The sequence below is a fragment of the Kushneria sp. AK178 genome, from assembly GCF_053903105.1.
On record NZ_CP096381.1, the window covers coordinates 605,415 to 630,622 of the forward strand.

20 protein-coding genes are annotated in these 25,208 nt (G+C 63.4%); 14 read left to right on the forward strand and 6 right to left on the reverse strand.

The features are described from left to right. Positions 1-87 precede the first annotated feature (87 nt). On the forward strand, positions 88-2,868 hold the full coding sequence (gene polA, locus M1D97_RS02785) for a DNA polymerase I (protein WP_456269229.1): 2,781 nt from the start codon (positions 88-90) through the stop codon (positions 2,866-2,868). Between the two features lie 80 nt (positions 2,869-2,948). Here the strand turns inward: polA and M1D97_RS02790 are convergent, their stop codons facing one another. Then, positions 2,949-3,710, reverse strand: coding sequence for a Crp/Fnr family transcriptional regulator (locus M1D97_RS02790; RefSeq protein WP_456269230.1), 762 nt, complete (start codon positions 3,708-3,710; stop codon positions 2,949-2,951). A gap of 391 nt (positions 3,711-4,101) precedes the next feature. On the opposite strand from M1D97_RS02790, the gene gndA reads away from it, so the two are divergent. Next, positions 4,102-5,514 carry an NADP-dependent phosphogluconate dehydrogenase gene (gndA, locus tag M1D97_RS02795; protein ID WP_456269231.1) on the forward strand — a complete coding sequence of 471 codons (1,413 nt, stop codon included), beginning with the start codon at positions 4,102-4,104 and terminating at the stop codon, positions 5,512-5,514. A gap of 150 nt (positions 5,515-5,664) precedes the next feature. After that, a complete protein-coding gene (locus M1D97_RS02800; RefSeq protein ID WP_456269232.1) occupies positions 5,665-6,792 on the forward strand; it encodes a hypothetical protein in 1,128 nt (375 codons plus the stop codon). An 87-nt stretch (positions 6,793-6,879) separates the two neighbouring features. Here M1D97_RS02800 and M1D97_RS02805 read toward each other — a convergent pair whose 3' ends face one another. Next, entirely contained in the window at positions 6,880-8,115 is a 1,236-nt protein-coding gene (locus M1D97_RS02805) for an oxalate decarboxylase family bicupin (protein ID WP_456269233.1), read from the reverse strand. A gap of 334 nt (positions 8,116-8,449) precedes the next feature. On the opposite strand from M1D97_RS02805, the gene M1D97_RS02810 reads away from it, so the two are divergent. The 8 genes from M1D97_RS02810 (at position 8,450) to M1D97_RS02845 (ending at position 17,716) form a co-directional block, all read left to right on the forward strand. Further along, complete coding sequence (locus M1D97_RS02810; protein ID WP_456269234.1) at positions 8,450-9,952, forward strand: fumarate hydratase; 1,503 nt, start codon at positions 8,450-8,452, stop codon at positions 9,950-9,952. 158 nt (positions 9,953-10,110) lie between these two features. Continuing rightward, positions 10,111-10,527, forward strand: coding sequence for a hypothetical protein (locus M1D97_RS02815; protein ID WP_456269235.1), 417 nt, complete (start codon positions 10,111-10,113; stop codon positions 10,525-10,527). Positions 10,528-10,687: 160 nt separating this feature from the next. Next, complete coding sequence (locus M1D97_RS02820; RefSeq protein ID WP_456269236.1) at positions 10,688-12,046, forward strand: GntP family permease; 1,359 nt, start codon at positions 10,688-10,690, stop codon at positions 12,044-12,046. Between the two features lie 12 nt (positions 12,047-12,058). After that, positions 12,059-12,829 carry a glucose 1-dehydrogenase gene (locus tag M1D97_RS02825; RefSeq protein ID WP_456269237.1) on the forward strand — a complete coding sequence of 257 codons (771 nt, stop codon included), beginning with the start codon at positions 12,059-12,061 and terminating at the stop codon, positions 12,827-12,829. Between the two features lie 63 nt (positions 12,830-12,892). Next, positions 12,893-13,909, forward strand: a complete 1,017-nt coding sequence (locus M1D97_RS02830) for an L-idonate 5-dehydrogenase (RefSeq protein ID WP_456269238.1) — start codon at positions 12,893-12,895, stop codon at positions 13,907-13,909. A 7-nt stretch (positions 13,910-13,916) separates the two neighbouring features. Further along, positions 13,917-14,918 carry a C-terminal binding protein gene (locus M1D97_RS02835; RefSeq protein WP_456269239.1) on the forward strand — a complete coding sequence of 334 codons (1,002 nt, stop codon included), beginning with the start codon at positions 13,917-13,919 and terminating at the stop codon, positions 14,916-14,918. Positions 14,919-15,113: 195 nt separating this feature from the next. Continuing rightward, positions 15,114-16,100, forward strand: coding sequence for an aldo/keto reductase (locus tag M1D97_RS02840; protein WP_456269240.1), 987 nt, complete (start codon positions 15,114-15,116; stop codon positions 16,098-16,100). Between the two features lie 230 nt (positions 16,101-16,330). Further along, the gene (locus M1D97_RS02845) at positions 16,331-17,716 is read left to right on the forward strand and encodes a GntP family permease (RefSeq protein WP_456269241.1); all 1,386 of its coding nucleotides are present in this window, start codon (positions 16,331-16,333) and stop codon (positions 17,714-17,716) included. A 104-nt stretch (positions 17,717-17,820) separates the two neighbouring features. Here the strand turns inward: M1D97_RS02845 and M1D97_RS02850 are convergent, their stop codons facing one another. From M1D97_RS02850 to M1D97_RS02865, 4 genes are all read right to left on the reverse strand, one after another. Beyond that, on the reverse strand, positions 17,821-18,816 hold the full coding sequence (locus M1D97_RS02850) for a DUF3618 domain-containing protein (protein ID WP_456269242.1): 996 nt from the start codon (positions 18,814-18,816) through the stop codon (positions 17,821-17,823). Next, the gene (locus M1D97_RS02855) at positions 18,813-19,286 is read right to left on the reverse strand and encodes a phage holin family protein (protein ID WP_456269243.1); all 474 of its coding nucleotides are present in this window, start codon (positions 19,284-19,286) and stop codon (positions 18,813-18,815) included. Before M1D97_RS02855 ends, M1D97_RS02850 begins: the two co-directional genes overlap by 4 nt. 69 nt (positions 19,287-19,355) lie before the next feature. Next, a complete protein-coding gene (locus M1D97_RS02860; RefSeq protein ID WP_456269244.1) occupies positions 19,356-19,799 on the reverse strand; it encodes a hypothetical protein in 444 nt (147 codons plus the stop codon). Positions 19,800-20,184: 385 nt separating this feature from the next. Beyond that, positions 20,185-20,829, reverse strand: coding sequence for a TetR family transcriptional regulator (locus M1D97_RS02865; protein WP_456269245.1), 645 nt, complete (start codon positions 20,827-20,829; stop codon positions 20,185-20,187). A 418-nt stretch (positions 20,830-21,247) separates the two neighbouring features. Here M1D97_RS02865 and M1D97_RS02870 point away from each other — a divergent pair, with 418 nt between their 5' ends. The 3 genes from M1D97_RS02870 to M1D97_RS02880 are packed head-to-tail and all read left to right on the forward strand — an operon-like array spanning position 21,248 to position 25,082. Beyond that, a complete protein-coding gene (locus M1D97_RS02870) occupies positions 21,248-21,841 on the forward strand; it encodes a (2Fe-2S)-binding protein (RefSeq protein ID WP_456269246.1) in 594 nt (197 codons plus the stop codon). 1 nt (position 21,842) lies between these two features. Beyond that, complete coding sequence (locus tag M1D97_RS02875; protein WP_456269247.1) at positions 21,843-22,832, forward strand: FAD binding domain-containing protein; 990 nt, start codon at positions 21,843-21,845, stop codon at positions 22,830-22,832. Between the two features lie 15 nt (positions 22,833-22,847). After that, entirely contained in the window at positions 22,848-25,082 is a 2,235-nt protein-coding gene (locus M1D97_RS02880; RefSeq protein ID WP_456269248.1) for a xanthine dehydrogenase family protein molybdopterin-binding subunit, read from the forward strand. Positions 25,083-25,208: the final 126 nt, after the last annotated feature.

Genomic DNA, 25,208 nt, shown 5'->3' on the forward strand with positions numbered 1-25,208 from the left:
CGTGTCCGGGGCGATGCTGTCAACACTGACGCCGGCGCCAGGCTTGCGTATCATGACGCCATATTCGAGTCATTCGCTGGAGCTTCCATGGCCGCTGCCCCGATCGTCCTCGTGGACGGTTCTGCCTACCTGTATCGCGCCTTTCATGCCCTGCCGCCCCTGTCGACCTCGACCGGCGAGCCGACCGGCGCCGTGCGCGGCGTCGTCTCCATGCTCAAAAGCCTTATCCGCCAGTATCCCGACAGCCCCATGGCGGTGGTCTTTGATGCGAAGGGCAAGACCTTTCGCGACGAGCTGTTCGAGCAGTACAAGGCCCATCGTCCGCCCATGCCCGAGGAACTGCGTGCCCAGGTCGAGCCGCTGCACGAGTGCGTGCGGGCGCTGGGCCTGCCGCTTCTGTGCATCGAGGGGGTCGAGGCCGATGACGTCATCGGCACGCTGTCGCGCATGGCCACCGAGGCCGGACGCGATGCGATCATCTCGACCGGCGACAAGGACATGGCGCAGCTGGTCAACGAGCACATCACCATGGTCAACACCATGAAGGACGAGACGCTCGATGTGGCCGGCGTCGAGGCCAAATTCGGCATCCCGCCGCATCTGATCATCGACTACCTGGCGCTGATGGGCGACAGCGTCGACAACATTCCCGGCGTGCCGGGTGTGGGCCAGAAGACCGCGCTGGCCCTGCTCACCGGCATGAATGGCGGGCTCGACACCATCTACGCCGATCTCGAGCGCGTGAAGACGCTGACCTTTCGCGGCGCCAAATCGATGCCCAAAAAGCTCGAGGACAACCGCGAGCAGGCCTTTCTCTCCCATCAACTGGCCACCATTCGCACCGACTGCGAGCTGCCGGTGGGGCTGGAGGATCTCGAGATTGCCCATCCGGACCGCGAGGCGCTGCTGTCGCTCTATCAGCGCCTGGAGTTCAAGGGCTGGCTCAACGAGCTGCTGGAAGGCGGCAGCACCGGCGAGCCCGCGCCCGACGTGCCGGCCGGCGAGGGCGATCTGGACGGCGGCGAGTCCGCCAGTGAAACCTCCGCCATGGCGAGCGAGCAGCGCGACTATCGCGCCGTGTTCGAACAACACGATTTCGATCGCTGGCTCGAGCGATTAAAACAGAGCGACGCCTTCTGCTTCGATCTGGAGACCACCAGCCTCAACTACATGGACGCCGAGATCGTCGGCATCGGCCTTGGCATCACGCCGGGCGAGGCGGTCTACGTGCCGGTGGCGCACGACTATCTCGATGCCCCCGATCAGCTCGATCAAGGCGCCGTGCTGGCGGCGCTCAAGCCGATTCTGGAAGACGCCTCGATTGCCAAGATCGGCCAGAATCTGAAGTACGACATCGAGGTGCTGGCGCGCTACGACATCGCCGTGCATGGCGCGCTTTTTGACACCATGCTCGAGTCCTACGTGCTCAACTCCACCGCCACGCGCCACGACATGGATTCGCTGGCGCAGGCCTATCTGGGCCATCGCACCATCTCGTTCGAGGAGATCGCCGGCAAGGGCGCCAAACAGCTCACCTTCAATCAGGTCGCGCTCGAGCAGGCCACCGAATACGCCTGCGAGGACATCGACGTTACCCTGCGCCTGCACGCCCACCTGCGCCCGCGCCTGGAACAGGAGGGCAGGCTGGCCGAGGTCATCGATCGTCTGGAGCTGCCGCTGATTGCGGTGCTCACGCGCATGGAGCGCACCGGCGTGGCGGTGGACACCGCGACGCTGGGTGAGCAGAGCCGGACGCTGGGCGAGCGTATCACCGAGCTCGAGCGCGATGCGTTCGAGCTGGCCGGACGCGAGTTCAACCTCGGCTCGCCCAAGCAGCTCGGCGAGATCCTGTTCGAGGAGCAGAAAATTCCGGTCATCAAGAAAACGCCCAAGGGCGCGCCCTCGACTGCCGAGGCCGTGCTCGAGGAGCTGGCGCTGGACTATCCGCTGCCGAAAGTGATCATGGAGCATCGCGGGCTCTCCAAGCTCAAGTCGACCTATACCGACAAGCTGCCGCAGCTGATCAATGCTACCACCGGGCGCATTCACACCAGCTATCACCAGGCGGTGACCGCCACCGGGCGGCTCTCCTCCAGCGACCCCAACCTGCAGAACATCCCGATTCGCAGCGACATCGGCCGGCGCATCCGCACCGCCTTTGTCGCCACGCCCGGCTATCAGCTGGTGGCGGCGGACTACTCGCAGATCGAGCTGCGCATCATGGCGCACCTCTCCGGCGATGAGAGCCTGCTCACGGCCTTCGCCGAGGATCGCGACATTCACACCGCCACCGCCGCCGAGGTCTTTGGCACATCACTTGAGAAGGTCACCAGCGATCAGCGCCGCAGCGCCAAGGCGATCAACTTCGGGCTGATCTATGGCATGAGCGCCTGGGGGCTGGCGCGCCAGCTCAGAGTCGAGCAGCGCGACGCCAAAACCTGGATCGAGCGCTACTTCGACCGTTACCCGGGCGTGGCGCGCTACATGGAACGCATTCGCGCCGAGGCGGCCGAGAAGGGTTATGTGGAAACCGTGTTTGGCCGGCGCCTGTATGTGCCGGAGATCAGCTCGCGCAACCACAGCCGGCGCCAGGCCGCCGAGCGCACCGCCATCAACGCGCCGATGCAGGGCACCGCGGCGGACATCATCAAGCGCGCCATGATCGATGTGGACGCCTGGCTGGGTGAGGGCGCGTTTGACGCCAGCATGGTCATGCAGGTGCATGACGAACTGATCTTCGAAGTGAAGCGCGATCAGGTCGAGGCGTTCAAGGCGGAAGTGGTTGATCGCATGCAGGGCGCCGGGCAGCTCGACGTGGCGTTGATTGTCGAAGCCGGTCACGGCGACAGCTGGGAAGAAGCGCACTGACGAGGCGAGTCCCCCGGCCATCACGGTCGGGGTGCCGCAGGGTGGCCGGGCGCCCGCCCCTGCAGCAGGGGAGGCATCAATCAGCCCATCGGGGCGATGCCTTCCGGGATGTCTTCTTCCAGCATGTGGCTCAGATCGAGCTGAATGTAGGTCTCGTCGAACTGCGCTTCGCGATAGAGGCGGTCGTAGTCGAGAATTTCCAGCATGCGGCGCTGCTTTCTCACCATGCCCTCGCGGGCCAGTTCGCCGAGCATGCGGCTGACGTGCACGCTGGTCAGTCCCAGCAGGCTCGCCATGAGCTTCTGGTTCATGGGGAATTCGAATCGATAGCCCATGTCGGGGCTGGTGTGCTGCAGACGCAGATACATCTCGATGATGAAATGGGCGATCTTCATGCGGGCGCTGCAGTGCATGAGACTCGCCACGCGCTCGGTCATCAGCGCCTGATCTCTTGAGGCGGTGGCAAAAAAGGCCGCCGACAGCGCTCGCGACTGCTGGCAGGCGTCCAGAATGTAGCGATAGGGAAAGGCGCAGACGGTGCCATCGGTCATCATGCGCACATCGGTGAGATGGCGGCCGAAGGTAAAGTCGCGCAGTCCGATGATATCGCCGGGGGTAAAGATCTCGACCACCTTCATCTCGCCCATCAGCGAAATCTTGTAAGCGTAGGCCCAGCCCTCCTGCAGCGTATAGAGCGTCTGCGTGGGTTCGCGAAAACGCCACAGGCTCTCGTGACGCTTGACGGTTCTGGCGTCCTTTTCAAGCTGCGCCAGTAGTGTCTTTTCGTGGTCGCTGAGTGCAATCAGATTACTGAAATTTTCAACGATACAGCCATGACTCATCGTCATCTCCTGCTGTGTCGGCCCTCATGTGAATAATGCGTCGGTGCTGCCTGATACACGTCGTCATGAGGTGGTTGGCATTATTGTTATGAACCTATCCGGCTATTAGTGTGTATTCATTAGCGTTTCTAATGTCAGGGCATACCCTGAGCATGGCGCATGTGGCCGGGCTTCACCACTTTCCGCGCCCGTGGCGCGACGAAATGATCATTCGGGCGCAATGTTGCGAGCACCCTGGCAGGGACAAGCCTCCGATGCTCTGCCAGACTGGCTCGTCACCGTGCTGACGTGGCACATTCGTCAGGCGACAGCATGCTGTCCATCCCGATGCGGGGCATCATGGCGCATTCAACGCGTCGTAGTTCAATGACTGCTGGAGTAGTGAAAGGCAATGACCAGACAACAGATTGGTGTCATGGGAATGGCAGTAATGGGGCGCAATCTGGCGCTCAACATCGAAAGCCGTGGCTATACGGTGTCGATCTATAACCGTTCCTCTGAGAAAACCGACGAAGTCCTGACGGAAAATCCCGACAGCAAGCTGGTCCCGTTTTACGATATCGAGACGTTTGTGGCGTCTCTGGAGAAGCCGCGTCGTATCCTTTTGATGGTGGCCGCCGGTGACGCGACAGACCGGACCATCGAGTCCCTGAAACCCTATCTGGACCAGGGCGATATCCTGATCGACGGGGGCAACACCTACTATCCGGATACCATCCGCCGTAACCGCGAGCTCTCCGAGGCAGGGTTGAACTTCATCGGTACCGGCGTCTCCGGTGGCGAAGAGGGCGCGCTCAAGGGCCCCTCGATCATGCCCAGCGGCCAGCGTGAGGCCTATGACATGGTGGCGCCGATTCTCGAGCAGATCGCCGCGCGCGCCGAAGACGGCGAGCCGTGCGTCAACTATGTCGGCCCCGACGGTGCCGGGCACTACGTCAAGATGGTGCACAACGGCATCGAATACGGCGACATGCAGCTCATCAGCGAAGCCTACGCCATCCTCAAGGACGGCCTGGGGCTGTCCAACGACGAGCTGGCCGATGTCTTCGCCGAGTGGAATGAAGGCGAGCTCGACAGCTACCTGATCGACATCACCGCGCGCATCTTCAGAAAGCGTGACGACAGCGGCGAGTACGTGGTCGACACGATCCTCGACTCCGCCGGTCAGAAGGGCACCGGCAAGTGGACCAGCAAGAGCGCGCTGGATCTGGGTGTGCCGCTGCCCCTGATCACCGAGTCCGTCTTTGCCCGCTTTATCTCCTCGCTCAAGGAGGAGCGCGTGGCGGCCTCGAAGGTGCTCAAGGGGCCGGCCGACAAGCCGTTCGAGGGCGACCGCGCCGAGTTCATCGAAAAGGTGCGTCAGGCCCTTTATTTCAGCAAGATCGCCTCCTACGCCCAGGGCTTTGCCCAGATGCGTTCGGCCAGCGATCACTATGACTGGAACCTCGACTACGGCGCCGTGGCCAAACTCTTCCGCGCCGGCTGCATCATCCGGGCCCGTTTCCTGCAGAAGATTACCGATGCCTACCAGGAGACCCCGGATCTGTCGAACCTGCTGATGGCGCCGTACTTCTCCGACATCGCCGACCGCTACCAGCAGTCGCTGCGTGACGTGATCAGCCATGCGGTGCAAAACGGCATCCCGGTGCCGACCTTCTCCTCCGCCGTGGCCTACTACGACAGCTATCGCAGCGAAAAGCTGCCGGCCAATCTGGTGCAGGCCCAGCGTGACTTCTTCGGTGCCCACACCTACAGGCGTCTTGATCGCGAGGGTGTCTTCCACACCGAGTGGCTCGACAAGTAAGCCGAGCGCTTTCGCCCCACACGACCCCGCGGCTCGCCGCGGGGTTTTTTCATGCCCGGGTGTCTCTGACTCGCGCCGGCCACTAGCGCCGCGCCGGCGCGAAAATGCCATACTGGGTATCCGTGTTATCCACACCCGATGAGCGATTTCATGACCCGATTTCTTGTCCTCGTGCTGACGGCCGTGCTGGTCGCCGGTGCGCTGTCTGCTGCCGCCACGGCGACACCGTTTGAGTCGCGCTTTCTGCGCGCGTCCGCCGCTGATGCGCTGCCCGAGGCGGTGGCGCGCACGCTCAATCATGAATCCGAGGCGCTCAATACCCTGTTTCTCGCCTGGGCCGATGATCAGACACTGGTGTTCAACGGCGCACTGGCGCTGGCCCGTCACGGCGATACCGCCCGTGAGGTGCTCACCGACTACGGTTTCGAGCCCGGCTTTCAGGAAATACTTTCCCGCCTCGGCCCGGATGTCGTGCTGCCGGTGGCCTGGTTTCATGACAATGAGGTGCCGACGCTGACGGCGCGCCACTGGGCGACGCAGCGCTATCGCGAGGCGCGTGGCGCGATTGCCGGCTGGTGGAACGACGACGACGCGGACAATGACACCCCCGAGTCACCAACGGATGACTCGCGCGGCCTGACGCCGTATCAGCGCGGGCTCTACGCCGTCGCCTTTTTGCAGGAAGAGGGCTACGGCTTTCTCGATCAGTTCGTGGTCGATGAGCACGACACCGTGCACTGGCTGCAGGGTGAGCGGCTGGTCTCGGGCGTCGGGGATTTCTTCACCGGCGGCCTGCGCGATCTGGAGCGCACCGTGCAGGGCCCGGCGTCGGTGGGGCCTGCTGATATCGCCTGGGCCGGGGTCGATGTGGTCATGATGGCCGGCGCCATTCAATGGCTGCGGGCCGGTCGCGCCCTGCGTGCCGGCGCTTTGGAGAGCCGGGCGGCCATGGGCGCCAGCGGTGAGCTTCGAAGCAGCCGGGCGCTGATCCCGGCCGGGCTTCGTTTCACCCGGCTGTCGCGGCCGGCGAAGCTGGCCGCCGTGGGGGCCACGGCCTGGGTCGTGGTGCGCCATCCCGATCTGATCAATGGCCTGGGGGCCAATCTGGCCCACTGGCTGGGCTGGCCGGTGAAGCTGGGTCAGTTCGTGCTGTGGTTGGTCATCACGCTGCCGTTGCTGTGGCTGATCAACCTGGTCTGGCGCTGGCTGATTCGTCCACTGTTATGGGTGGCGCTCACTACCAGTCGAGGTTCCAGACATTTGAACGCCAGGGGCTAGTGCTCCTTTAACGTTAATGGCCATGTCAGGCCACACCGGGGCGAGATGCCCCGGTGTGTGTTTCAGGTGATCAGGCGACGTTGGCCATCACGACTTTCGAGCGCCATCCTTTGAGACCACCGGGGACTTCTGCTGCTTGAGAGAATCCATGAAGGTGTCGTCCAGCCCCAGATGTGCCCTGACCAGCTCCGGCGGCGTCAGCGCCAGCCACTGGTTAAGCGAAATGTCGGCGTAGTGATCGCTTTTGAACAGTTCCAGAAAGCGCATCGTGGTGTCGCCGGTGTTTTCGATGTAGTGGCCCATCGCAAACGGGATGTAGCCCACGTCACCCTCGTGAACGTCGTAGGTGCGCGCCTCGCCCGCGCCGGCAAACACGCCCAGTCGACCGGTGCCGCTGAGGTAGTACTGCCACTCATCGTTGTTGGGGTGCCAGTGCAGCTCACGCAGGCCGCCCGGTTCCAGCTCGACCAGCGCCGCGGCGATGGTTTTTGACACCTTGAAGGTGGATGAGTCGGTGATGCGCACCGTGCCGCCGGGCGTCTTGATCGGTTCCTGCTGCATCATCCGGTGGCTGAAGGGTTCGGGGACCTCATCGGCACCCTTCGGCTTCACGCTGTCGAGTGAGCCCGGCACCCTGTTGGCGAAGATGTACTCCTCGCTGGGGTCGGGGATGTCGCTGACGTCGGAAGGGTCGATGCCGAAGTTCTTGGCCAGCACCTCTTTCGGCACGTGCTTGAACCAGTCGCTGAGCAGAAAGGTCGAGTTTTCATCGAAGCCGCCGTCATCAAAGGCGAGCAGAAACTCGCAGCCGTCCGGCCCCAGCCCCTGGATCGAATGGGGAATGCCCGGCGGGAAGTACCACAGATCGCCGGTTTCGACGTCATCGACGAAGTAGTTGCCCTCGGCATCCACGGCGGTGATGCGCGCCTTGCCGTAGGTCATGCAGGCCCACTCGGCTTCCTTGTGCCAGTGCAGTTCGCGAATGCCGCCTTCGTTGAGGCGCATGTCGACGCCGGCGATGGTGGTGGAGACCGGCAGTTCGCGCTCGGTGACCTGGCGGGTCCAGCCGCCGCTCTCCTGACGTACGTGAGCGTCGCCAAAGGGGAAGCGCAGGTTGGGCAGGGTGCCGCTGTCGGTGGGTGGCGGGTTCATCAGGGTGGGGTTGTCACGGTCGATGGTGGTGTTGCGCGGTCCCGGGTCATCCCCGCCGACGCCGTCCTGGCGCTGGGGTCTGGGAACGGTCTGTGCATAGGCGCCGGAGGCGACCGCCACGGTACTGAACATGCCGGCAGCCACAAAGCTGCGTCGCGTCAGATGTTTCATCGCAGGATCCTGTTTTTGAATCAGGGAGTGCAGACCGGCCGTACGTGGATGGCCCGGACTGCGCGATACCACCTTTTCGAACACCGTTCTGAAAGGCTGTCAATATACTTAACCCATGCTTAAAATCGTTGCAATCTTTAAGCATGGGTTAAGTGTTTGTTTTTGTTTCAGCCGATGAGGCAGGCAGGGCCGCCGCTGGGGTGGTCGGGGGGCATTGATGGTGCAGGATGAGTCGCCGGCGTATGATGCTCTGCGCCGAGGGGCTCACTTCGACCGGATGACGCGCCCAACAATGCGTCGCTTGAGAATCGAAAGGAACAGGAAACAACACGTCATGACCGTGATTCGCCAGAACGACCTGATCGACAGCGTCACCGATGCGCTGCAGTACATCTCCTACTACCACCCGAAGGATTTCATCGACGCCATGCATCAGGCGTATCAGCGCGAGGAGAACCCCGCGGCGCGTGATGCCATCGCCCAGATCCTGATCAACTCGCGCATGTGCGCCACCGGTCATCGTCCCATCTGTCAGGACACCGGGATTGTCACCGTGTTCATCAATGTCGGCATGAACGTGCAGTGGGACGCCGACATGAGTCTGGATGACATGATCAACGAGGGCGTGCGTCGGGCCTACAATCATCCGGACAACATCCTGCGCGCCTCGATTCTGGAAGATCCGGACGGTGCGCGGCGCAACACGAAGGACAATACCCCGGCGATCATCCATCACCGGTTGGTCCCCGGCGATCAGGTCGAGATTCACGTGGCCGCCAAGGGCGGCGGCAGCGAGGCGAAGTCGAAGTTCGCCATGCTCAACCCCTCCGACAGCGTGGTGGACTGGGTGCTCGAGCAGGTGCCGAAGATGGGGGCCGGCTGGTGCCCGCCGGGCATGCTGGGCATCGGCATCGGCGGCACCGCCGAGCAGGCGATGAAGATGGCCAAGGAGTCGCTGCTCGACCCCATCGACATTCAGGACCTGCAGGCCCGCGGGGCAGGAAACCGGGCCGAGGAACTGCGTCTGGAACTCTTCGAGAAGGTCAATCGCCTCGGCATCGGCGCCCAGGGGCTGGGCGGGCTGACCACGGTGCTGGACATCAAGGTCAAGGACTGTCCGACGCATGCCGCCAACAAGCCGGTGGCGATCATCCCCAACTGCGCGGCTACTCGCCACGTGCACTTTCATCTCGACGGCAGCGGCCCGGCGACCCTGCCGGTGCCGGCCATCGATGACTGGCCGGAAATCGCCTGGGAGGCGGGCGAGGGCGTCAGGCGCGTCGATCTCGACGCCATCACGCCGGAAGAGGTCGCCACCTGGTCGCCGGGCGAGACGCTGCTGCTCTCCGGCAAGCTGCTGACCGGGCGCGATGCGGCGCACAAGCGCATGGTCGACATGATCTCGAAGGGCGAGCCGCTGCCGGTCGATCTCAAGGGCCGCTTCATCTATTACGTCGGCCCGGTCGATCCGATGGACGGCGAGGTCGTGGGGCCGGCCGGGCCGACCACCGCCACACGCATGGACAAGTTCACCCGCACCATTCTGGAAGAGACCAGCCTTCTGGGCATGGTGGGCAAGTCCGAGCGCGGCCCGAGCGCGATCGAGGCGATTCGCGACAACGGCGCGGCCTATCTGATGGCCGTCGGCGGTGCCGCCTATCTGGTGGCGCAGGCGATCAAGGGCTCGAAGGTGCTGGCCTTTGAAGATCTTGGCATGGAAGCGATCTACGAGTTCGACGTTCAGGACATGCCGGTGACGGTGGCCGTGGACAGCCGTGGCGACAGCGTGCACACGCTGGGACCGGCCAAATGGCAGGAGATCATCGCCCGGCGCTGAGTGTCCGGACGTGCCTGTCGGCTCCAGGCGCCGCTTCCGATCGGGGAGCGGCGCCCGGGGGACCGGGCGGGCTTAACGTGTTCAAGGGACGATGGTCTAATAAGGTCGCAGTTTCCTTCACCCTTTACTCTTCAAGCGAACGAGCAAGCGAGGCAGCCATGGCCGATCATCACGGCAACAATCAGGACCCTGGTGCCGCCCTGGGATTTTTGGGACGACTCAGCGGTGCCATGGTCGCCCCGGTCGCGGTCTACATGCTGCTGTGGCAGGTGGGGATGAGTCTGGTCAACGAGTATGTCGCCACCACACAGCAGGGCACGAGAATCAGTATCCTGTCCGTGGCCATTCCGGCACTGGGGGTACTGGCCTCGATCGTCATTGCCGGTCGTCGCTCCGGCGCCGTGATCGGCGGGGCGGTCATGATGCTTTTCTTTTTGTACCTCTATCTCTCCTCGGCGGTAACGCTTGAGTGGGGGCCGCCGCTGCTGACCCTGCTGGGGGTGGCCATCGCCGCGGTACTGGGTCGCTGGTGTCCGACAATGGGTGACGAGCTTTTCGACGCGTTCAAGCGCTGACCGCCCCCCGGGTTGTGCCGCTGCGGTATTGTCCTTCAGTCTATAGACTTAAGTCTGATTCCGGGCGGGGTCCCCTCCTGTAAGATGCCTCGGGCTCGGCTCTCGCGGCCGTTACAAGAACGATCAAGGGGATGTCGCAATGGATGATTGGACACAGACGATGACAGCAGGGCCCCTGCTGGGGATTGCTGCGGCAGCCATCGCAGCACTGCTGATACTGGTAATTCGCTTCAAGCTGCACGCCTTTCTGGCCCTGATCCTGGTGAGTCTGGTGACGGCCTTTGCCACCGGCATTCCGGTCGATCAGATCGTGCCGACGCTGGTCAACAATTTCGGCAATACCCTGGGGGCGGTGGCGCTGCTGGTCGGTCTCGGCGCCATGCTGGGCCGGCTGGTGGAAAATTCCGGCGGTGCGCGAGTACTGGCCGATCGCATGATCGGGGTGTTCGGTGAAAAGCGGGCCCCGCTGGCACTCGGTGTGGCCTCGCTGCTGATGGGCTTCCCCATCTTCTTTGATGCCGGCCTGATCGTGATGCTGCCGATCGTCTTCGCCGTGGCGCGGCGTCTGGGTGGGCCGATTCTTCTTTATGCCATTCCCACGGCCGCAGCCTTCTCCGTCATGCACGTGTTCGTGCCGCCGCATCCGGGGCCGGTCACGGCGTCGGAGCTTTATGGCGCCAATCTGGGTGTCCTGATGCTGGCCGGTCTCGTGGTTGTTCTGCCCATGTGGTATCTCTCCGGCTATCTGTGGGGCAAGTTCTGCGCGAAGCACTACAGCTTTCAGCTGGCCGAGAGTTTCTTCGGCAAGGCCGACGATGACGAGATCAGCAATCCGCCGGCAGTCGGCACCGTCATCAGCATGCTGCTGCTGCCGCTGGTGCTGATCTTCATGAACACCGGTCTGGATTTCCTGCGCGCCGCCGGCATGGCCGATGCCGACCAGACCTGGTTTCAGGTACTGTCGACGCTGGGCAGTACGCCGATTGCGCTTCTGATCTCGGTGCTGGTGGCCACCATCGTGCTGGGCACACGTCGCGGTGAAAACGGCAGCGCCATCGAGAAGATTCTGGAAAGCTCGCTGGGCCCGATCTGCTCGGTGGTGCTGATTACCGGTGCCGGCGGCATGTTCGGCGGCGTGCTGCGTGCCTCGGGCATCGGCGATGCGCTGGCGGACTCACTGGGTGATCTGGGGCTGCCGGTCATCGTGGCCGCCTATGTGGTGGCCGTGGCCATGCGTCTGGCCCAGGGCTCGGCCACCGTAGCGCTGGTGACGGCCGCCGGGCTCATGGCGCCGGCCCTGTCGGCGGGTGATTACAGCACCATGCAGGTCATCGCGGTCACCCTGGCCACCGCCGCCGGTTCGGTGTTTGCCGGTCACGTCAACGATTCGGGCTTCTGGCTGGTCGGACGACTGCTGGGCATGGATGTACGCACCACGCTCAAGACCTGGACCGTGCAGCAGACCATTGAATCCGTGGTCGGCTTCATTCTGGCCTACATCATGTTCATCATTTTCTAAAGGACGTTTTTCATGGCGGTTAACCCGTTTGACATCCAGGGACGATTGGCGCTGATTACCGGCTCGTCGCGGGGGCTGGGCTTTGCGCTGGCCCGCGGGCTGGCCGAGCAGGGCGCCCGCGTCATCGTTCATGGACGCAGTGACGACACCGTCAACCAGGCCGTGCAGGCCATTGTTGATGCCACCGGTGCCGAGGCGTTCGGGGTGACCTTTGATGTCACGCGCAGCGAGGACGTCAAAACGGCGCTGAATGAGCTGGTCGAGGCCCACGGCGTGCCGGATATCCTGGTCAATAACGCCGGTCTTCAGCGCCGTGCGCCGTTTACCGAGTTCGAGCCGGACGACTGGGACGCGGTACTGGCGACCAACCTCTCCAGCGCCTTCTATGTCTCCAACGCGCTGGCGCGCCACATGGCCGAGCGCGGCCGCGGCAAGATCGTCAATATCGGTTCGGTACAGTCGATGCTGGCGCGCCAGACCATCGTGCCCTATACAGCCTCCAAGGGCGGTGTCGCGATGCTGACCAAGGGCATGGCGGCGGATCTGGCGCGCTTTGACATCCAGGTCAACTGCATCTCGCCGGGCTATTTCAAGACCGACATGAACACCGCGCTGTGGCAGGACGAGGCGTTCAACAGCTGGGTCGAGAACCGCACGCCGGCGCAGCGCTGGGGCAATGTCCAGGAGCTGGTGGGCACGCTGCTCTATCTCTGCTCGGACGCCTCGAGCTTTGTCTCCGGACAGAACATCTTTGTGGACGGTGGCATGACCTCGGTGGTCTGAGCCTTCCCGCCAGGGGCCTTCGTCCCCCTGGCGTTTTTTCTTATGCCGTAACGGAGCGCAACGATGAAAGCACTGGTCATTCATGGCAAGCAGGATCTGCGCGAGCAGGAGTGGGCCACGCCCGAGCCGCAGGACGGACAGGTGCGCGTGCGTATTGCCTGGGGCGGCATCTGTGGCTCCGATCTGCATTACTACCATGAAGGGGCCAACGGTGCCTTTGTGGTACGTGAACCCCTGATTCCGGGCCATGAACTCTCGGGCACCGTCGATCTCGACCCCTCCGGTGAGCTGGCGCCGGGCACGCCGGTGACCTTCCATCCGGCCACCTTCGGCGAAAGCCAGCCGGGCCTTGAAGAACATCCGCACCTGTGGCCGAAGGGCGCCTATCTGGGTTCGGCCTCCACCACGCCCCACACCCAGGGCGGTATGAGCGAATACCTGGTGGTCACGCGGGGCATGATTCGCGTGCTGCCCGAAGGGCTGTCGCTCAAGCGCGCCGCGCTGACCGAGCCGCTGGCCGTGGCGCTGCACGGCATCAACGTGGCCGGCGGCGTGGAAGGCAAGCGGGTGCTGGTGTGCGGCTCGGGCCCGATCGGGCTTTTGACCGCGGCTGCGGCACTTGCCAAGGGTGCCCGTGAAGTCACCGCCACCGACGTCTTTGAAGGCCCGCTCGAGCGCGCCCGCGGGCTCGGGGTTCATCACACCATTCGCATCGGCGAGCAGACGCCCGAGCCGGAAGCCTACGATGTGGCGCTGGAGTGTTCCGGCGTGCCGGCCTCGATTGACACCGCCATTCGCGCCGTGCGCCGGGCCGGCGTCATCGCCCAGATCGGCATGATGGGCGCCGGCGCCCAGCCGCTGGAGCTGGCCACGCTGATCTCGAAGGAGATTCAGCTGCGCGGCTGCTTCCGCTTCAATCAGGAAGTGGATGAGGCCATCGAGCTGCTCGCCCGCGATGATCGCTTCGATCAAATCATCACCCATGAAGTGCCGGCCGGTCAGGCCATCGACGCCTTTGCCACGGCGAAGGATGCCCAGGTCTCCGGCAAGGTGCTGGTCAGTCTCTGGTCGCAGGATTGAGCCACACTTGTTGACACAAACCCTGCAGGAGGCTGATGAGATGCATATTGTCTTTACCGATTGTGATCATGACAGCATTGATATCGAGCGCGAACGTGTCGAAGCCGCCGGCGGTCGCCTGACCCTGTGTCAGGACGCCACGCCCGAGGGCATCATTGACAATGCCCGTGACGCCCAGGGGCTGATCGTGCAGTACGGCCGTATCACCGAGGCGGTGTTTTCGGCGCTGCCCGGGCTGCGCGTGGTGTCCCGCAACGGGGTGGGCATGGATACCGTCGACATCGAGGCGGCCACCCGCCACGGCGTGGCGGTGTGCAACGTGCCGGACTACGGCATCGAGGCAGTCTCCGATCACGCCATCACCCTGGCCCTGGCCGTGCAGCGCGATATCACCGGGCTGGATCGCCGGCTGCGTCAGGGCGCGCCGGGGCTGGGGCCGGCCAAACCCATCTTTCAGCTGCGCGGCCGGCGTTTCGGCGTGGTCGGCGCCGGTGCCATCGGCATGGCCACGGCGCGCAAGGCGGCCGGGCTGGGCTTTGAGGTGGTGCTGTGTGATCCGCGGCTGACGCCGGGGGAGACCACGTCCGAGGGCTGGGCGGTGGTGTCCTTCGATGAGCTGCTGGCTTCGTCACAGGTGGTGTCGCTGCACCTGCCGCTGACCGGGCAGACGCATCACCTGATCGATGCCGACGCGCTGGCGGCGATGCGTGACGATGCCATTTTGCTCAACACGGCCCGCGGTGGCGTGGTGGATACCGACGCGCTGGTCGAGGCGCTGTCGCAGGGCCGCCTGTTGGGCGTCGGTCTTGACGTGCTGGAAGAGGAGCCGCTGGCCGTGGGGCATCCGCTGACCCGGTTCGAGCGTGTCATTCTCACGCCGCACGCCGCGTTCTATACCGAGGAGTCCTACGTCGAGCTCAAGGCGCGCTCGGCGCAGAACGCCATCGATGTGCTCGCCGGCAGGCAGCCGCGCAACATTGTTAACCCCGAGGTGCTGGCGAATCCCTGACGTGTCGGACCGGTAGAGCCTTCGGGGAATGCCCCTGGATAGCAAGGACGCGCCCGGCGCGTCCTTGCTTTTTTATAGGCCGCACCAATGGCATCCATGGCTTGTCAGACACGCAATCCTTGCCATGCTGTTAGTCGACTAATTTCAATGGCGGCGGCATCCGCCGGTCGTCATGACAGACAGGGAGCGCGTTTCATGGACTATCGCAATCTGGGCCGCACCGGGCTGAAGGTGTCACCGCTGTGCCTGGGCACCATGACTTACGGCACGCCGCAGTGGCGCGACTGGGTGCTGGACGATCGACAGAGCCGGCCCTTTATCGAGCAGGCGCTCAACGCTGGCATCAACTTTTTCGATACCGCCGACATGTACTCCGACGGCGCCTCCGAAGAGGTCGTGGGACGGGCGCTGAGGGATTTTGCCCGCCGCGAGGAGGTGGTGCTGGCCACCAAGGTCTATAACCCCACCGGCAATAAAACGCCCAACGAGCAGGGGCTGTCGCGCAAGCACATCCACCACGCCATCGACGCCTCGCTCACCCGTCTGGGCATGGACTACGTGGATCTCTATCAGACCCACCGCTGGGACTACGACACGCCCATCGAGGAGACGATGGAGGCGCTGCACGAGGTCGTGAAGGCCGGCAAGGCGCGCTATATCGGCGCCTCCAGCATGCACGCCTGGCAGTTTGCGAAAGCCCAGCGCGTGGCGGAGAAAAACGGCTGGACGAAATTTTCCACCATGCAGCCAATGGTCAATCTCATCTATCGCGAGGAAGAGCGCGAGATGATTCCGCAGTGTCTGGATCAGGGCGTGGGCGTGATTCCCTGGAGCCCGCTGGCGCGCGGTGTTCTGGCCGGCAGCAAGCCGGTCGGTGGCGAGGGGCAGACCACCCGCGCCAAAAGCGATGAGCAGATGCGCGCCTGGAAGCTGGGCCTTGAGCGCGACACGCCGGTGATCGAGGCGCTGCATGCGGTGGCCGGCGCGCGGAATGTATCGCCGGCCCAGATCGCGCTGGCCTGGCTGCTGCAAAAGCCGGGCATTACCGCGCCGATCGTGGGGGCCAGCAAGTCCCATCACATGGATCAGGCGCTTGGCGCACTCGACATCACGCTGAGCGAGGCCGAGATCGAACAGCTCGAGGCGCCCTACGTGCCCCATGAGGTGGTCGGCTTCGTATAAACCGCGTCCCCGGCAGAGTCGTGCCGTACGAACCATGCCCCCGGCGCCGACCGGGGGTTTTTGCGTGTAAACCATGCTGTATCAATGAAATACGCAAAAGGGTTTGGCAGCGGCTGCGGTGATCCCTAGACTTTTCGCCCGTTGAGGGGCCGAGGTGGATCGCTCGATCCTTGATGAAAAAACCATTGAATACCCCCGCGCACTGCCCGGGCAGCCCTCAGGGAGAGAGGATGGAAAACTGGAGTCAGACCATGTCGGCAGGGCCGCTGCTGGGCATTGCAGCCGCCGCGATTGCCGTGCTGTTGCTCATGGTCATCAAGTTCAGGGTGCACGCCTTTGTCACCCTGATTCTCGTCAGTCTGCTGACCGCCTTTGCCGCCGGCATTCCCGTTGATCGGATCGTGCCGACGCTGGTGAACAACTTCGGCGATACCCTGGGCTCGGTGGCCCTTCTGATCGGGCTGGGGGCGATGCTCGGCAAGCTGGTGGAGTCCTCCGGCGGGGCGAAGGTACTGGCCGATCGCATGATCGCGATCTTCGGTGAAAAGCGAGCGCCCTTTGCGCTCGGCGTGGCGTCGCTGTTGATGGGCTTTCCCATCTTCATGGATGCCGGTCTGATCGTGATGCTGCCGGTCATCTTCGCCATTGCCAAACGTCTCAACGGCCCCATTGTGCCCTTTGCACTGCCGGCGGCGGCGGCTTTCTCGGTCATGCACGTCTTTGTGCCACCGCACCCGGGGCCGGTAGCCGCTTCCGAGCTGTACGGCGCCAATCTGGGGCTGGTGATGCTGACCGGAGTGCTGATCGCCTTTCCGCTGTGGTATCTGTCGGGCTATCTCTGGAGCCGGTTTGCCGCCTCGCGGATCAAGCTCGAGCAGGTGGCCGGCGGCATGTTCGGCGACAGCGACGATGAAGAGGAGATCACCAACCCGCCCTCGATCGGTGCGGTGCTGGCCATGCTGCTGCTGCCGATGGCGCTGATCTTCATGAATACCGGGCTGGACTTTTTGCGTGCCGCCGGCATGGCCGACAGCGATGCCGGCTGGTTCAAGCTCGGCTCGGCGCTGGGCGAGACGCCGATTGCGCTTTTGATCTCGGTGCTGGTCGCGCTGTGGGTGCTGGGCGGTCGCCGCGGCCGGTCGAGTACGGCGCTTGAAAAGGTGCTGGATTCGGCGCTGGGGCCGATCTGTTCGGTGGTGCTGATTACCGGCGCCGGCGGCATGTTTGGCGGGGTACTGCGCGCCTCGGGCATCGGTGATGCGCTGTCGGGCTCGCTCGAAAATCTGGGCCTGTCGGTCATCATGGCCGTCTATGTCGTGGCGGTACTGCTGCGTGTGGCCCAGGGCTCGGCCACGGTGGCGCTGGTCACGGCAGCCGGGCTGATGGCGCCTGCCGTGGAGGCCGGCGATTTCTCGACCATGCAGGTGGTGGCCATTACGCTGGCCACGGCGGCCGGCTCCGTTTTTGCAGGCCATGTCAACGACTCGGGCTTCTGGCTGGTCGGCCGGCTCATGGGCATGGATGTGAAAACCACGCTCAAGGTATGGACGACCCAGCAGGCGCTGGAGTCGGTGCTGGGCTTCGGGCTGGCCTACGTGGTCTTTATGCTGTTCTAGAACCGGTCCTGCCGGTACGCCCGGCAGTGGCGCAAAAAAACGACGCCCCGAGGGGCGTCGTTTTTGATGGCATGACCTCGAGGGTCGAAAGACCTCTTGAAGGCCTATAGGCCGGAGCGGGTATTGCCCGGCACGTGATCCGTTGAGGTGCTGCCAGAGCGCGGTTCGCTGTCGCCGCTGTCCGAAGACGTCCGACCGCGCTGGCTGCTCGAACCATTGTCATCGGACATCTTTTTGTCAGCACTCTCCTGCGCCTTTTCGCTGGCCTGTTCCATCTTCTCCGAGCCCACTTCGCTGGCCCGGTCGACCAGCTGGTCACGGGTGTCACCCATGGCGCGCTGCTCGGCGCGCGAGGCGGGCAGCAGCGAGCCCAGCAGGGCGCCTGCCGCCAGTCCCAGCGCGCCGGCGGCCACCGGGTTGTCATGAGCCATGTCGCTCAGCCAGGAGCCGGTGTCGCGCGCTTTCGAAGAGGCACCGTGAAGGCGATCGCTGGAGCCCTGTTTCATGCGCTGCATCCGATCGCCGGCACCACTTTTCAGGTTGTGGGCCCGCTCTCCGGCGCCATCCTTCATGCTGCGTGCCCTGTCTCCGGCACCGTGCACGGCATCGCTGGCGCGCTGGCGCATGCCACCTTCCTGCTGCTGGCTCGAGTAGTACCGATCCACCGACTCGCCTTCGCTGTAGAGCGGCTCATCAAAGAGCGGCTCGTCGTAGAGCTCGTCATACTCGTGGGTCTGCGGCGTGGTTTCGGCGGCCGCATGACGGGCCCGCTTCTGACGCTTGTCGTTGAGATGGCTCGGTACATCATTACGGCCGCTGCTTGAGTTGCCGGAATAGATCAGCCAGCCGACGCCCACACCGATCAGGGCTGCCGGCATCGGGTTATCGCGTATTGAACGCCCCAGATTGGAGAAGTAATCCCGGGCGGAGTCGCTTTTCACGTATTCCATGGCGCTGTGCATCATGTGGTCGGACGAAAAACGCTCCTGAAAATCGCTGAGCGTGTCATCAAGGTGAGAGCGGGTCTTGTTGATATCGGCCTCGATCTCTTCGGGACTGCGCGTATCCTGCTGGTCCTGATTCTGGTCCTGGTCGCTCATCGTGTTGTCTCCTCTTCCTTGTGGCTGCTGGCGTGTTCCTTGAGCATGGACTGATCGCGCTGCAGGTTTTCGGCAGTGCGATCCGGCGTCATGGCCTGGGTGCTCAGGGTATTACGCGCCTTTTTCATCATGCTCATGCCGATAAGCGCCACGACGGCGCCCACGATCAGGGCCGACAGCCAGGGGGCCAGCACGTTGCTGAGACCCAGTACGGCAGCGGCCAGCAGCACCAGAAGCCCCGCATTGAGGACAGCGCCTGCCACGACCATGGAGGCGATGGCCGCCCCGGCGCGCTTGATGTTCTGCTGCATCTCGGCCTTGCCGAGCGCGATCTCCTGGCGGACCAGTGAGGTGACATCATTGAGCAGCGAGGAGAGCATCCCCACCATGCCGCGCGGCGCGTCGCCGTTGTCGTCGGCGCTCTGGCGCTCGTCGATGCCGGGGTCCTTGTGACCTGAAGGTTGTGTCATGATCGAACGCTCCCTGTTGATTCGAACACTAAAAAATAAGGTGCCTGTCGCACGGGTCGGACAGGGGGATCAGCGATTGGAACTTTTCAGAAAGCGCGACAGCAAAAAGCCGCCGGCGACCATGCCACCGATGAACAGTGCCGGCTCGCGACGGGAAAAGTCCTGCGCCTGCTTCAGCAGGGATTCGCTGTTTTCATCGCGCAGATGATCCGCCAGCGTGTCGGTCCTTTCCGCCAGGCGGTAGGTGTAGTCGGCCAGCGAGACCTGGTCCTGATCCTTGAACTGCATGGCCATGCTGCGCACGGCTTCCGAGAAGTTCGAGATGTAGTCGGCGACAAAACCCTTCTGGCTGTCGGCGCGGCGCAGGGCTTCCTCGCGGGCCTGGTCGGCCGTTTCCTTTGCCTTTTGCTGCGCCTGTTCCCGGTTCTGGCGTGCCTGGTCGTTGTCCCGTGATCCGCCACTGTCCTGCTGACGGTTGTCGCCATGCATGAAACGTTCGTCCGTGTCGCTCATGATGTGTCCTTATAAGCCAGAAAATTAACCTGAATCATTAATGCCGAACGGTGCGGCACCTGCATCCTGTTCCGTTCGCTCACTACACTGAAACAATAGATTGGCAAGGACAGAAATCAAGAAAACAGATGCGCCATGTAGTCGGGGAGACGTGTGTATTTTTGTTATGAAGGGATCAGGCATGATGCAGATTAATAAATGCTGGTTTTTCAAAGGTGGTCCGGCAAAAGTTGCCTGATGAGCGCTTCAACGCCGAAAAAGGGGGGGGGATGTTCATGGTCAGAAAAAGCGGCCTGAAACGATTGCATTCGTTAGAATAGATAACAAAAATATCGGGAAAAACGCCGCAGGGCCCCGTCAGGGAGACGGGGCTTCCTTTTTCAGATCACCACGCTTTCTTTTTCCAGATCACCACGCTTTCGAGCAGCGTGTTGACCACCTGATGACTGTCGGTGGCGAGTTCGAAAAGCGTCTGTTTTAACAGCCAGTCCGTTACCACACCCTTGATGCAGGAGAGCAGCATGGAGGCGGCCATCTCGGGCGTCAGCTCATTGCGCAGGGCGATCTCGCCGCTGGCCACACCGCGCTGAAAGGTCTGGCTGATCATGTCACGACACTCCTGCATATGGAGGTCGAGCTGATGGTTGACCCAGGCAAATTCGCCGATGAACTCATTGCGTGATGAGGTCAGCATCAGGATGCGCTGCAGTCGGCTGTCGCGCGACAGCGATTCGAGATCCTGCACCAGCGTCAGGTGCAGAATGGACACCGGGGCATGAGCACGCTGTTCGCACTGCGCCAGATGGGCGGCCAGGCGTTCGGTCATCTGACGCTTGCGCTCCAGCAGGGCGGCCAGAATACCGGTCTTGCCTTCCGGGAAATGCCAGTTCAGCGCGCCGCGGGTCACGCCGGCGCGCGTGGCAATGTCGTTGTGCGTGGTGCGGCTGAGCCCCTTTTCGATGAAAAGATGCTCGGCGGCATTCATCAGCGACTGGCGGGTCAGTTCCGCTTCTTCCTTGGTCTTTCGCATGGACGTCGTCTCGACGTTAAACCTGTCATGGATAAGCTGTGCCGCGCGGACAGGGCTTTCACGCCAGCGGGCGCACAATAATGCATACATGCGCGATTGTATATTTACGACCGGCGATCAGGAATCAATCATTGGTCCCTTACCGCCATTTAAGCGTTTGAGCATGATGGCAGGCCCCTGTCATACCGCAGGGGGCGATCACCTTGATGGTGTGACATTCGTTACCTACCTTATTAGCTCCTGACAGCACGTAATAAGGCCCATGGCACGCATCATGGCGCCCCGGCCGCTCTCCATGGACGGCGGTCCCGAACATGATTTATCAATCCAATACCGAAAAGCGCGATCCGCCCGCCCGGCACCGAAGTGATCGCGATGATGTAACGACCGTACAAGACTACCGATGAGGACCTGACTCATGGCACCTGTTATCCGTCATTCGACGGGCGTGGGGTTCTGCACGCCCGGCGCCCAGGCAGAAATCGCTGAACGTCCCGGCGCTGCCGCCGGCAGGAATTCCGAAACCCGCCGAATCACCCTGACCGTCAACGGTCAACAGCATGACCTGCAGGTGGCACCCAACGCCGTGCTGCTGGATGTGCTGCGCGAACAACTGGGACTTTTCGGCACCAAAAAGGGCTGTGACCACGGCCAGTGCGGCGCCTGCACCGTTCATGTCAACGGCCGCAGCGTCAACAGCTGCCTGATGCTGGCCTGCATGCAGGAAGGCGCCGAGATCGTCACCATCGAGGGGCTGGCCGAAAGCGCCGGCTTCGAGCAGGGCCATCACCCGGTGCAGGACGCGTTTCTCGCCCACGATGCCTACCAGTGCGGCTACTGCACGGCCGGTCAGATGATGACTGCCGCCGCCGTCATCAACGACGACAGCATCGATGGTGACGAGGTCTCGCTGCGCGAAGCATTGAGCGGCAACATCTGCCGCTGCGGTGCCTACAAGAACATTCTTGATGCGGTACAGGATGCCCGCGGCAAGATGCGAAAAGGGGAATAACATGCGAGCGTTCGAACTCGAAAGCGTCGAGGCCATCGATCAGGCCGTCAGCCATCGCAACGTCCATGAGGGCGAGGCCTTTATTGCCGGTGGCACCACGCTGCTGGATCTGGTCAAGCTCGATGTCATGCAGCCCGAAAAGGTGGTGGATGTCACCCGTCTGCCGCTCAAGCGCATCGAGACGCTCGATGACGGCCGCCTCAAGGTGGGCGCCCTGGTCTCCAACACCGAGCTTGCCAAACACGAGATCGTGATGCGCGACTACCCGGTGCTCAGCGAGGCGCTGCTCTCCGGTGCCTCGACCGGGCTGCGCAACATGGCCTCGACCGGCGGCAACGTCATGCAGCGCACCCGCTGCCCCTACTTCCGCGACCCGGACATGCCGTGCAACAAGCGGGAACCGGGCTCGGGCTGCTCGGCCATCGACGGCATCAACCGCAATCACGCCGTGCTGGGCACCAGCGATCAGTGCATCGCCACGCACCCCTCCGACATGTGTGTCGGCATGGTCGCGGCCGGTGCCACCCTGGTACTGGAAGGTCCCGACGGTCAGCGCGAAGTGGCCTTTGAAGACTATCACCTGCTGCCGGGGGACACGCCCGAGCGCGAGCACGACCTGAAACCGGGCGAGCTGATCACTCACGTGATTCTCGATGCCCCGCGCGGCGGCGGTCAGCACTATCTCAAGCTGCGCGATCGCGCCTCCTATGAGTTTGCGCTCGCTTCCTGTGCTGCCATCGTCGACCTGGACGGCGACACCGTCAGCGACGTGCGTCTGGCGCTCGGTGGCGTGGCGACCAAACCCTGGCGCGCCACCGCCGCCGAAGAGGCGCTCCGGGGCCAGCCGGCCACGCAGGAGAATTTCGAGCGTGCCGCCGATGCCGCCTTCAATGATGCCGTGGCCTACAGCCACAACGGCTACAAGATCACGCTGGGCAAGCAGGCCGTCGCGCGTGCGCTCAGGGACGCCGCCGCTGCCGCGCGCGCCTGATCAGGGAGAGATCACATGACCACCGATACCGGAAAGACCCGCGAATACAATTTAAGCGCCGAGAAGCCGCGCATTGACGGCACGCTCAAGCTGACCGGCGGCGCCGACTACGCCGCCGACCGTCATCTGCCCAACCAGACCTGGGGCTACCCGGTCACCAGCACGATCACCAGCGGCCGGCTGGTGTCGCTGGAACTCGACGAGGCGCTGGCGATGCCGGGCGTGCTGGATATCTTCCATCACGACAACTTCGATGAGCTCAGCCGTTCGCCCAACAGCTTCGCCGACGAGAACCTGACCAGCGAGCCGCGCCTGCCGTTTGAAGACAACGAGATTCACTATCAGGGCCAGTATATTGCGCTGGTGGTGGCCGATACCCTGAACCACGCCCGCGCCGCGGCGCGAAGGGTCCGGGCCACCTACGAGCAAAACGACGAGATCCTGACCGACATCAAGGCGCTGGATCGTGGCGAGGGCGAACTGCCCGGCGACGAGCAGCCGGGTGACGCCTCCTCGCTGGGCGATGCCGATGCATCGTTCGAGTCGGCCAGCGTCAGACTCGATCAGCGCTACTCGATCGCCCAGGAAAACCACAGCGTCATGGAGATGCACGCCTCGGTGGCGCAGTGGGAAAACGACATGCTGACCATCTATGAGTCCTCTCAGGGCGTGGTCTTTCAGCGCAACGCGCTGTCGAAGATCTTCGGCATTCCGCCCGAGAAGGTGACGGTCATCTCGCACTTCATCGGCTCCGGTTTCGGCAGCAAGCTCTTCATGTGGCCGCACGCCATCATGACCGCCGTGGCGGCACGTCGCCTGGGCCGCCCGGTCAAGACAGTGCTGTCACGCCAGCAGGAGTATCTGGCCACCGGCTACCGCCCCACCTCGCTGCAGCGGGTGCGTCTGGGCGCCGATGACAGCGGCAAGCTGCTCTCCATCCATCACGACGGCTGCAACGAAAGCTCGCCGACCGGCAAGCACGATGACACCGTCAGCGGCGCCACGCCCAAGATGTATGACTGTGGCGGTAACGTGGCCGTGACCAACCGGCTGGTCACCGTCAACAAGTGCCCGCCGTGTCCGATGCGCGCCCCCGGCGAGGCCTCCGGCAACTTTGCGCTGGAAACCGCCATGGATGAGCTGGCGGTCAAGCTCGAGATGGACCCGCTGGAACTCAGGAAGAAAAACTTTGCTGACGTCGATCCGGCGTCCGGCCTGTCCTGGTCGAGCAACCATCTCAAGGAGTGCTGGGATAACGCGGCCCAGCGCTTTGGCTGGGACAAGCGCAATCCCACGCCCGGGGCGATGACGGACGGCGACGAGATCATCGGCTACGGCATGGCGACCCAGAGCTGGGAAGCCATGCGCCAGCACTGCAGCGCGCGCTTTGGCTTTCGTGCCGACGGCTCGCTGCTGGTGGCCTGCGGTACGCAGGATATCGGCACCGGCACCTATACGATCGTGGCGCAGACGGCCAGCGAGCTGACCGGCGTTCCCATCGAAATGGTCGATGTGCGGCTGGGGGATTCGCAGCTGCCGTCGGGGCCGCTCTCCGGCGGGTCGATGGCGACATCCACCGTGCTGCCGGCCGTCTCGGCGGCCTTTGACGAGGCGCTGTCGCAGCTCAAGTCGCTGGCCACGGCCGAAGGCGGCGTGTTTGAAAACGTCGACTCCGACAGCATCGAACTCCGCAATGGCAAGCTGGTCAACGGTGATCGCAGCATCGAGATCACGCAGCTGCTCAAGGACAACCAGCTGGGGCTGATCGACGGCGAGGCGTCTGCCCAGCCCGGCGATGAGCAGAACCAGTACAGCTTCCGCTCCTTTGGCGCCGTGTTCGTGGAAGTGCGCTGGGATCCGGGCATTTCGCGGCTGCGCGTGGCGCGGGTGGTGTCGACCATCGATATCGGTCGCGCCATCAATCCAAAAACCGCGCGCAACCAGGTCGAGGGCGGCATCGTCATGGGACTTGGCATGGGCCTGTTCGAGCAGGCCGAGTTCGATCACAGCGGCTATCCCTACAACAACAACCTGGCGGACTACATTCTGCCGGTGAACGCCGACATGCCGCAGGTCGACGTCGAACTGCTCGACTACCCGGACTATCGCCACAACGCCTTCGGCGCACGTGGCGTGGGCGAGATCGGCCTGACCGGGGTGGCGGCCGCCATCTCCAACGCGGTCTATAACGCCACCGGCAAGCGCTTCCGCGATATGCCGATCTCGATCGAGAAGCTGCTGTCCGCCTGATCGCGGGCCTGCTTTTTTGACGGGACAGGGCCGGTCTTCATGGCGAAGGCCGGCCCTTTTCATGAGGCCCGTTCTGCGACCAGACCCTCTGAACAAGGGCTGAAAGGGGCCACGCGCCACTGGCAA

Coding starts and splice junctions, on each gene's coding strand:
- gndA (WP_456269231.1), top strand. CDS start 4,102: ATGACCAGACAACAGATTGGTGTCATGGGAATGGCAGTAATGGGGCGC.
- M1D97_RS02865 (WP_456269245.1), bottom strand. CDS start 20,829: ATGCGAAAGACCAAGGAAGAAGCGGAACTGACCCGCCAGTCGCTGATG.
- M1D97_RS02860 (WP_456269244.1), bottom strand. CDS start 19,799: ATGAGCGACACGGACGAACGTTTCATGCATGGCGACAACCGTCAGCAG.
- M1D97_RS02850 (WP_456269242.1), bottom strand. CDS start 18,816: ATGAGCGACCAGGACCAGAATCAGGACCAGCAGGATACGCGCAGTCCC.
- M1D97_RS02800 (WP_456269232.1), top strand. CDS start 5,665: ATGACCCGATTTCTTGTCCTCGTGCTGACGGCCGTGCTGGTCGCCGGT.
- polA (WP_456269229.1), top strand. CDS start 88: ATGGCCGCTGCCCCGATCGTCCTCGTGGACGGTTCTGCCTACCTGTAT.
- M1D97_RS02805 (WP_456269233.1), bottom strand. CDS start 8,115: ATGAAACATCTGACGCGACGCAGCTTTGTGGCTGCCGGCATGTTCAGT.
- M1D97_RS02825 (WP_456269237.1), top strand. CDS start 12,059: ATGGCGGTTAACCCGTTTGACATCCAGGGACGATTGGCGCTGATTACC.
- M1D97_RS02855 (WP_456269243.1), bottom strand. CDS start 19,286: ATGACACAACCTTCAGGTCACAAGGACCCCGGCATCGACGAGCGCCAG.
- M1D97_RS02840 (WP_456269240.1), top strand. CDS start 15,114: ATGGACTATCGCAATCTGGGCCGCACCGGGCTGAAGGTGTCACCGCTG.
- M1D97_RS02875 (WP_456269247.1), top strand. CDS start 21,843: ATGCGAGCGTTCGAACTCGAAAGCGTCGAGGCCATCGATCAGGCCGTC.
- M1D97_RS02810 (WP_456269234.1), top strand. CDS start 8,450: ATGACCGTGATTCGCCAGAACGACCTGATCGACAGCGTCACCGATGCG.
- M1D97_RS02815 (WP_456269235.1), top strand. CDS start 10,111: ATGGCCGATCATCACGGCAACAATCAGGACCCTGGTGCCGCCCTGGGA.
- M1D97_RS02820 (WP_456269236.1), top strand. CDS start 10,688: ATGACAGCAGGGCCCCTGCTGGGGATTGCTGCGGCAGCCATCGCAGCA.
- M1D97_RS02830 (WP_456269238.1), top strand. CDS start 12,893: ATGAAAGCACTGGTCATTCATGGCAAGCAGGATCTGCGCGAGCAGGAG.
- M1D97_RS02845 (WP_456269241.1), top strand. CDS start 16,331: ATGGAAAACTGGAGTCAGACCATGTCGGCAGGGCCGCTGCTGGGCATT.
- M1D97_RS02870 (WP_456269246.1), top strand. CDS start 21,248: ATGGCACCTGTTATCCGTCATTCGACGGGCGTGGGGTTCTGCACGCCC.
- M1D97_RS02880 (WP_456269248.1), top strand. CDS start 22,848: ATGACCACCGATACCGGAAAGACCCGCGAATACAATTTAAGCGCCGAG.
- M1D97_RS02790 (WP_456269230.1), bottom strand. CDS start 3,710: ATGAGTCATGGCTGTATCGTTGAAAATTTCAGTAATCTGATTGCACTC.